The sequence below is a fragment of the Acetobacter sp. UBA5411 genome, assembly GCF_002409645.1.
Classification (GTDB): domain Bacteria; phylum Pseudomonadota; class Alphaproteobacteria; order Acetobacterales; family Acetobacteraceae; genus Acetobacter.
This window is the reverse complement of record NZ_DHNR01000018.1, coordinates 18,495-23,716: the sequence shown is the minus strand read 5'-3', so window position 1 is coordinate 23,716 and position 5,222 is coordinate 18,495. Positions and strand designations below refer to the sequence as shown.

The 5,222-nt window shown below is 58.8% G+C and carries 8 protein-coding genes; all 8 read left to right on the top strand.

The window, feature by feature from the left end:
• A partial coding sequence (locus B3759_RS05170) for a DNA-directed RNA polymerase (protein WP_291364301.1) occupies positions 1-1,542 on the top strand: 1,542 nt, incomplete at its 5' end.
• Positions 1,543-1,709: 167 nt separating this feature from the next.
• On the top strand, positions 1,710-2,465 hold the full coding sequence (locus tag B3759_RS05165) for a hypothetical protein (protein ID WP_291364299.1): 756 nt from the start codon (positions 1,710-1,712) through the stop codon (positions 2,463-2,465).
• On the top strand, positions 2,452-2,757 hold the full coding sequence (locus B3759_RS05160) for a hypothetical protein (protein ID WP_291364297.1): 306 nt from the start codon (positions 2,452-2,454) through the stop codon (positions 2,755-2,757). The genes B3759_RS05165 and B3759_RS05160 overlap by 14 nt, the downstream gene beginning before the upstream one ends.
• Complete coding sequence (locus tag B3759_RS05155; RefSeq protein WP_291364295.1) at positions 2,690-3,280, top strand: hypothetical protein; 591 nt, start codon at positions 2,690-2,692, stop codon at positions 3,278-3,280. Before B3759_RS05160 ends, B3759_RS05155 begins: the two co-directional genes overlap by 68 nt.
• Before the next feature lie 32 nt (positions 3,281-3,312).
• Positions 3,313-3,714 carry a hypothetical protein gene (locus B3759_RS05150; protein ID WP_255663310.1) on the top strand — a complete coding sequence of 134 codons (402 nt, stop codon included), beginning with the start codon at positions 3,313-3,315 and terminating at the stop codon, positions 3,712-3,714.
• 64 nt (positions 3,715-3,778) lie between these two features.
• The gene (locus tag B3759_RS05145; RefSeq protein ID WP_291364291.1) at positions 3,779-4,564 is read left to right on the top strand and encodes a hypothetical protein; all 786 of its coding nucleotides are present in this window, start codon (positions 3,779-3,781) and stop codon (positions 4,562-4,564) included.
• Positions 4,561-4,839 (top strand): helix-turn-helix domain-containing protein, encoded by a 279-nt coding sequence (locus B3759_RS05140; RefSeq protein ID WP_291364289.1) that lies wholly within the window; start codon positions 4,561-4,563, stop codon positions 4,837-4,839. The genes B3759_RS05145 and B3759_RS05140 overlap by 4 nt, the downstream gene beginning before the upstream one ends.
• Positions 4,839-5,069 (top strand): hypothetical protein, encoded by a 231-nt coding sequence (locus B3759_RS05135; protein ID WP_291364287.1) that lies wholly within the window; start codon positions 4,839-4,841, stop codon positions 5,067-5,069. The genes B3759_RS05140 and B3759_RS05135 overlap by 1 nt, the downstream gene beginning before the upstream one ends.
• Positions 5,070-5,222 lie beyond the last annotated feature (153 nt).

The following is a 5,222-nucleotide window of genomic DNA, read 5'->3' as shown; positions in this document are numbered from 1 at the left end:
TTTTACCAGCCGCATATGCTGGACTTTCGAGGCCGTGTGTATCCTGCACCGGCCTTTTCCCATCATCGGGGCGATGCCACGAAGGCTTTGATCCAGTTTTATGACGCTAAACCGTTAGGCGAGCATGGGCTGTTCTGGCTGAAAGTTCATGTGGCCAACACCGGGGACTTTGAGAAGGTCAGCAAGGAGCCGTTCGGGGTCCGTGTCCGGTGGGTGGACGATAATCTGCACCTGATCCGTGGAATGGTTGCGGCCCCTTCAGCCACCCGCATGTGGCAGGAAGCCGACGCCCCTTTCAGTTTCTATGCGGCCTGCTGTGACCTGATCCGTGCGCTGGACGCCCCTGATCCGGCCAAGTATGAATCGCGCATACCCGTGGCGCTGGACGGGTCTAATTCGGGCGTCCAGCACTATAGCGCGGCGATGCGGGCACCTGAAGGTGTCCATGTGTGTCTGGTTGACCCTGACCGGCCCCACGATCTTTACGCTGAGGTCGCCAAGGAATGCCAGAGCATTTGCGAGGCGGACGCCAAGGGGCTTCATGCAGCAGACCCGTCTGCCTACCTGGACCAGATCAGCCACCAGATCGACACGATCAATGAAGCGGCCAGGACGCGGGCCGGAGACGGCAAGATTGTCATGACGGATGCCGAGAAAGCGGAACTGGACCGCCTCAGCGCCGAAAAAATGAAGGCAGCCGCCGCACAGTGGATGGGGGTGGGCATCACCCGTTCCATCGTAAAACGCCCGGTCATGACCTTCGGCTATTCGGCCGTGGCTTATGGCTTCAGCCAGCAGATACGGGACGATTACATGAGCGGCCTGTCCCTGCGCGTCATGGCCGGAGAGGACGACCAGCACGCATTCGGGGCAGATGAAGGGGCAGCGGCGTCCACCTATCTGGGCAAGGCTATATACCAAGCGACGAAGGCTGTTCTGCCGAACGTCAGCGCGGCAATGAGCTGGCTTCAACATGCCTCATCGGTTCTGGCGGGCGAGAGCAAGGGCGTTGAAATGGTGACGCCCACGGGCTTTCCCATGATACAGCGTACGACCGAGGAAGTGGCCACGCCTGTGCGGGCCATGCTGGCACCGGCAGGCATCAAGTGGGATGGCTGGATGGGTCGTTCGGAAATGGTCGGCAGCACCTTCTTGGCCCAGCTGCAACTTCTTACCTACGCGCCAGACCCCAAGCGCGTGAACAAGTCCGCCCAGAAGTCCGCAATCAGTCCGAACGTGATCCATGCCTGCGATGCGGCCCATCTGACCATGACCGTCAATGCCATGGCTGACGCAGGCCATCTGGATATGCTGGTGATCCACGACTCATTCGCCAGCCATGCAGGCAATGCCAACGATCTGTCCCACATCACACGGGAGCAGATGGTGGCCCTGTATGAGAACTGGAGCCCGCTGGCGGACATATATGAGAGGGCAATGGCCGTCCTGAGCGATGAAGGGAAGGCTAAATTGCAGCCACCGCCCCCTCAAGGAGACCTTGATCTTCGCGTTCTGCTGAAAGCTAAATACGCCTTCGCGTGATATTACAAAAACCCCTGATAATCCAATAGGTTATCGGGGGTTTTCTGCATTTAGAGCTGATATTTGCATAACATGCGTTGGACAGAACGCTGGCAGGAAACTGCACTGTTCCTTGCCGGTGTCCGGCGCGTGTTTCCGCAATCCACACACAATGCAGGACATTAGAAATGCCCGAACACGATCTGACACCCGAATACATGGCAATGGTCCAGCGCGACATTGCCGCCAATCTTCCCGCAATGCAGTCACGCTACCCCGGCCTTCAGGACATCATCCTCGAGTTCGAGGGAGGAAATGCAGCAAGCGTCCGTGAAGGGCACATTCTCATGGACCACGACGATGCCGACACCGATGCTCCGGCCGATGAGGCTGGTGGCGAACCGGAGCCGGAAGTGGAGACAGGGCTTACCGTGGCAGAAGGCCGCGCCGACATCATCCACTTTCCCGCCGAATGCGATGTGGCCGAAACCGATGATGGTTTCCTGATCGGGGTTCACCTGGAGGAAGCCGAAGCACTCACGAAGGTGCTTGCAGTTCCCAGTTTTGTGTTCTGGGCAGCCCGTTCCGCGCTGGCTCAGACATTCCACCGGCTGGTGCTGCGCCTCGGAAGCGCAGCTATCACAGCTCGCGCCCTTGAGGCAGATACCTTCGCGGTGATCGTGAGCGGTAGTGAGCTGGGCGCTCTGGCGCGGTTCGGCCATTTCGTGGCTGCGCCGACCACCTGCGACAACACCATGGACCCTCTTGTGGCCCTCAATCTGGTGAAGTGTGGGCCGCTGCTGGCTCGTGCAGTTCTGGCAATGCGTGCGCTTGCCCTGCACACGGGTGATGCCGAAATCGCGGATATGTGCGCGGCCGCATTGACCCGCCTGCCCGCCATTCAGACGGTTCCGGCCAGTGAGGGCAACAATGCCGAAGCATAACATCATCGTTCGTCGTGGGGCCTCTGGCCTCACGGTGACAACGGCTGACGGGACTGTTTCGGACCTGAGCGATATGCCGAAGGAACACATTCACACCCTGTCAAACGCACTGGCGGCCGAGGTCGGCATCACGGGTGAACCTGCAAAAGCGTGGAGACGCAAACCGATGAAACACTTCAACAAGCACAAAAACGGACGGCGCAAACCGGACAAGAAAGGAGCAAATGGCAAGCGACAAGCTGAAAGTCACCACCCCGAAGGGTCTGGCCCGGTTCATCACGCTGGGGCGTGAGACCACCTTTAACGGCCAGGGCACGGGTAAACAGGAAGCCAGCATCATCCTCGATGGGGAAGGTCTGACCGAACTGACCAAGATCGTCGAGGACTTCAAGGCCGAGACGTTCACGCCCAAGCAGATCAAGGCGGCCATCAACGGGCCGTTCAAGGAAAAGGACGGCAAGGTATTCATCACGGCCAAGGCTTACGCAACCCGTAAGACTGGCGAGAAGGTGGTGATCCCTGTCGTGGATGCCCGCAGCAATCCCATCAAGAACCCCCCTGACATTGGCAATGGCTCCACCATTCGTCTGCGAATTGCTCTGAAGCCAACCGAGTTTCAGGGCAAGAATTACATTGGCGTCGATCTGATCGCGGTAAAGCTGATCAAGCTGGTCGAATACTCCAGCACGGGCTTCACACCTGACGATGATTCCGACGACGAGGAAGGGGCATATTACGCCAACGAGTTCTCCGGGTCCGATGAGGGCGCGTCCGGTGGGTCCGGTGATGATCTGGACGACGAGGTGCCCTTCTAACCGTGGCAACACGGCGCAGCGTCTATGGACTGATGCGGGCGAAGGGACAGCTCAAGTCGAAAGGGGAGTTCGACAGCGGCTTTGAGAGGGACGTTCTGGCACACCTTGAGGAAGCCGGAGCGCAGGTATCAAAGAACCCTGTCAGTAATGCTGGGAAGCATTTTTCATACCAACGGCCGCCGCAGAAGTATTACCCCGACTATGTCCTGGGTAACGGCGTCTGTCTCGAAATAAAAGGCTTCTGGGATGATGAGGACCGGATGAAATTGAAATGCGTCAAGGCTGCATATCCTGACGCAGACATCCGCATCCTGTTCAACAACCCGAGGTCAAAGATCAGAAAGGGCGCAAAGACCACGTATGGGGAATGGTGCGAAAAGCACGGCATTCCCTACGCGAAAGGTCCGACCGTCCCGCCTGAATGGCTGGAATAGTTCCGGCCAACCCGCAGCGGCCTGCATAGCCGCTCAAACACACACAGCGAGAAAGCAGTCAATCATGACCAGCAACAACAGCAACAAATCCCCTCTGATCGTCGGCGCGAAAGTCCGTGTGAAGCACGACAACGCCATGTTCAATTCGGGATTTGAAGGCAAGGTCGGGGAAGTCACCGGGTTCAGGGGGGGCTATGTGCATGTCCGTTTCGAAAACGGCGGTACCGACTTTGGCTTCCGCAACGATGTCGAGGTTATCGGCCTGCCGAAAGGAACCCGTGTCCGTCTTAAGGTAGCAGGCGGCGTATGGGTTCCGCGTTTAGAGGGAATGGCGGGTGCCGTGAGTTCGAGCTGCGGGGACGACGTGTACGTCCGCTTCGATAACGGCAACACCGATTATGGTGAGGCCCGCTATCTTGAAGTCCTGCCGGAAGCGCAGAAGCCCGCTTTTGAGCGCCTGAGCGTTGGGGATCGCATCCGCGTGATCTCCACACAGTTCCGCTTCATGGGCAGACAGATGGGCAAGACGGGCATTGTGGAGATCATTCGCGGTCGCGAAGGCTCGCGTGGTCGTATCGTGGATGTCTGCTTCGATGATGGATCGACTGATGAAGGGCGTGAGGCCGAGTGCGAAAAGCTGGCTCCGATCACCGTCTCCAGCGACACGGCGAAGGCCGCTGAAAGCCCGGTGAAGGTGTCCCGCATCACAGCCGGGTGCGTCACTCTGGAGAAGTCCACGGGCGGCAGCGATTTTGTTCTGGACGCAGGAATGGGTTCGGTCGGCATCCGACCGGAGTGCATTGCGGACGTGATCAGTGTCCTTCAGGCGCGTGAACAGCTCGCGGCATGAAGCAGGCTGATCGCCCCCTGACGGTCGCGCAAATCTACTGGAAGGGTCGGCATAAGCTGACCCCTCTGGCGCGGTCCATCTATGCCCTGATCGACGGGATGGGTTCCATCACCGCCCTGGACGCTATGCGTGCCAAGGGCGTGTCGTCTGGCTCCCTGACCCGCCGCATCACGGAGCTGCGCGACATCGGCCTTCCGGTTGTCCGTGAAACCCACAAAGACCCGCTTACAGGCCGTCGATACGGCAAGTGGCGCTTCGCAGGAACAAGCAAGTAATGCTCGATTTTTTCGCACCCCTTTTCCGCATACTCAGCGTCGCCACAGGGCTGCTGGCGCTGCTCCACTATATGGGTGCGCCCATCACGATCTGGGTGGCCCTGACCGCACCTGTGGCAGCCTCTTTCTGGGCTGTTCTGGTGCTGCTGGTGCTGGGCATCATCACCACGCTGTTTGAGATTACCGTCGAATGGGCGGTCCGCCGCTTTTTTCGGGCGGCGAAAACCTGAAATCCAAAACAACAAAGGAGAACAAATGAACGAAGGTATCCTCGGTTCCATCTGCACCTTCATTGAAGGCCGTGTCACGAATGCAACCGCGAAGGTTGCTCTGGAGGTCTGCGCATCCGTTGCGAACGCGCTGGACCCGGAACTGGCGTCCGT

Bases quoted from the DNA above. Each gene is read 5' to 3' on its own strand.
- B3759_RS05165 (WP_291364299.1), top strand. From the start codon at position 1,710: ATGCCCGAACACGATCTGACACCCGAATACATGGCAATGGTCCAGCGC.
- B3759_RS05160 (WP_291364297.1), top strand. From the start codon at position 2,452: ATGCCGAAGCATAACATCATCGTTCGTCGTGGGGCCTCTGGCCTCACG.
- B3759_RS05155 (WP_291364295.1), top strand. From the start codon at position 2,690: ATGGCAAGCGACAAGCTGAAAGTCACCACCCCGAAGGGTCTGGCCCGG.
- B3759_RS05150 (WP_255663310.1), top strand. From the start codon at position 3,313: ATGCGGGCGAAGGGACAGCTCAAGTCGAAAGGGGAGTTCGACAGCGGC.
- B3759_RS05145 (WP_291364291.1), top strand. From the start codon at position 3,779: ATGACCAGCAACAACAGCAACAAATCCCCTCTGATCGTCGGCGCGAAA.
- B3759_RS05140 (WP_291364289.1), top strand. From the start codon at position 4,561: ATGAAGCAGGCTGATCGCCCCCTGACGGTCGCGCAAATCTACTGGAAG.
- B3759_RS05135 (WP_291364287.1), top strand. From the start codon at position 4,839: ATGCTCGATTTTTTCGCACCCCTTTTCCGCATACTCAGCGTCGCCACA.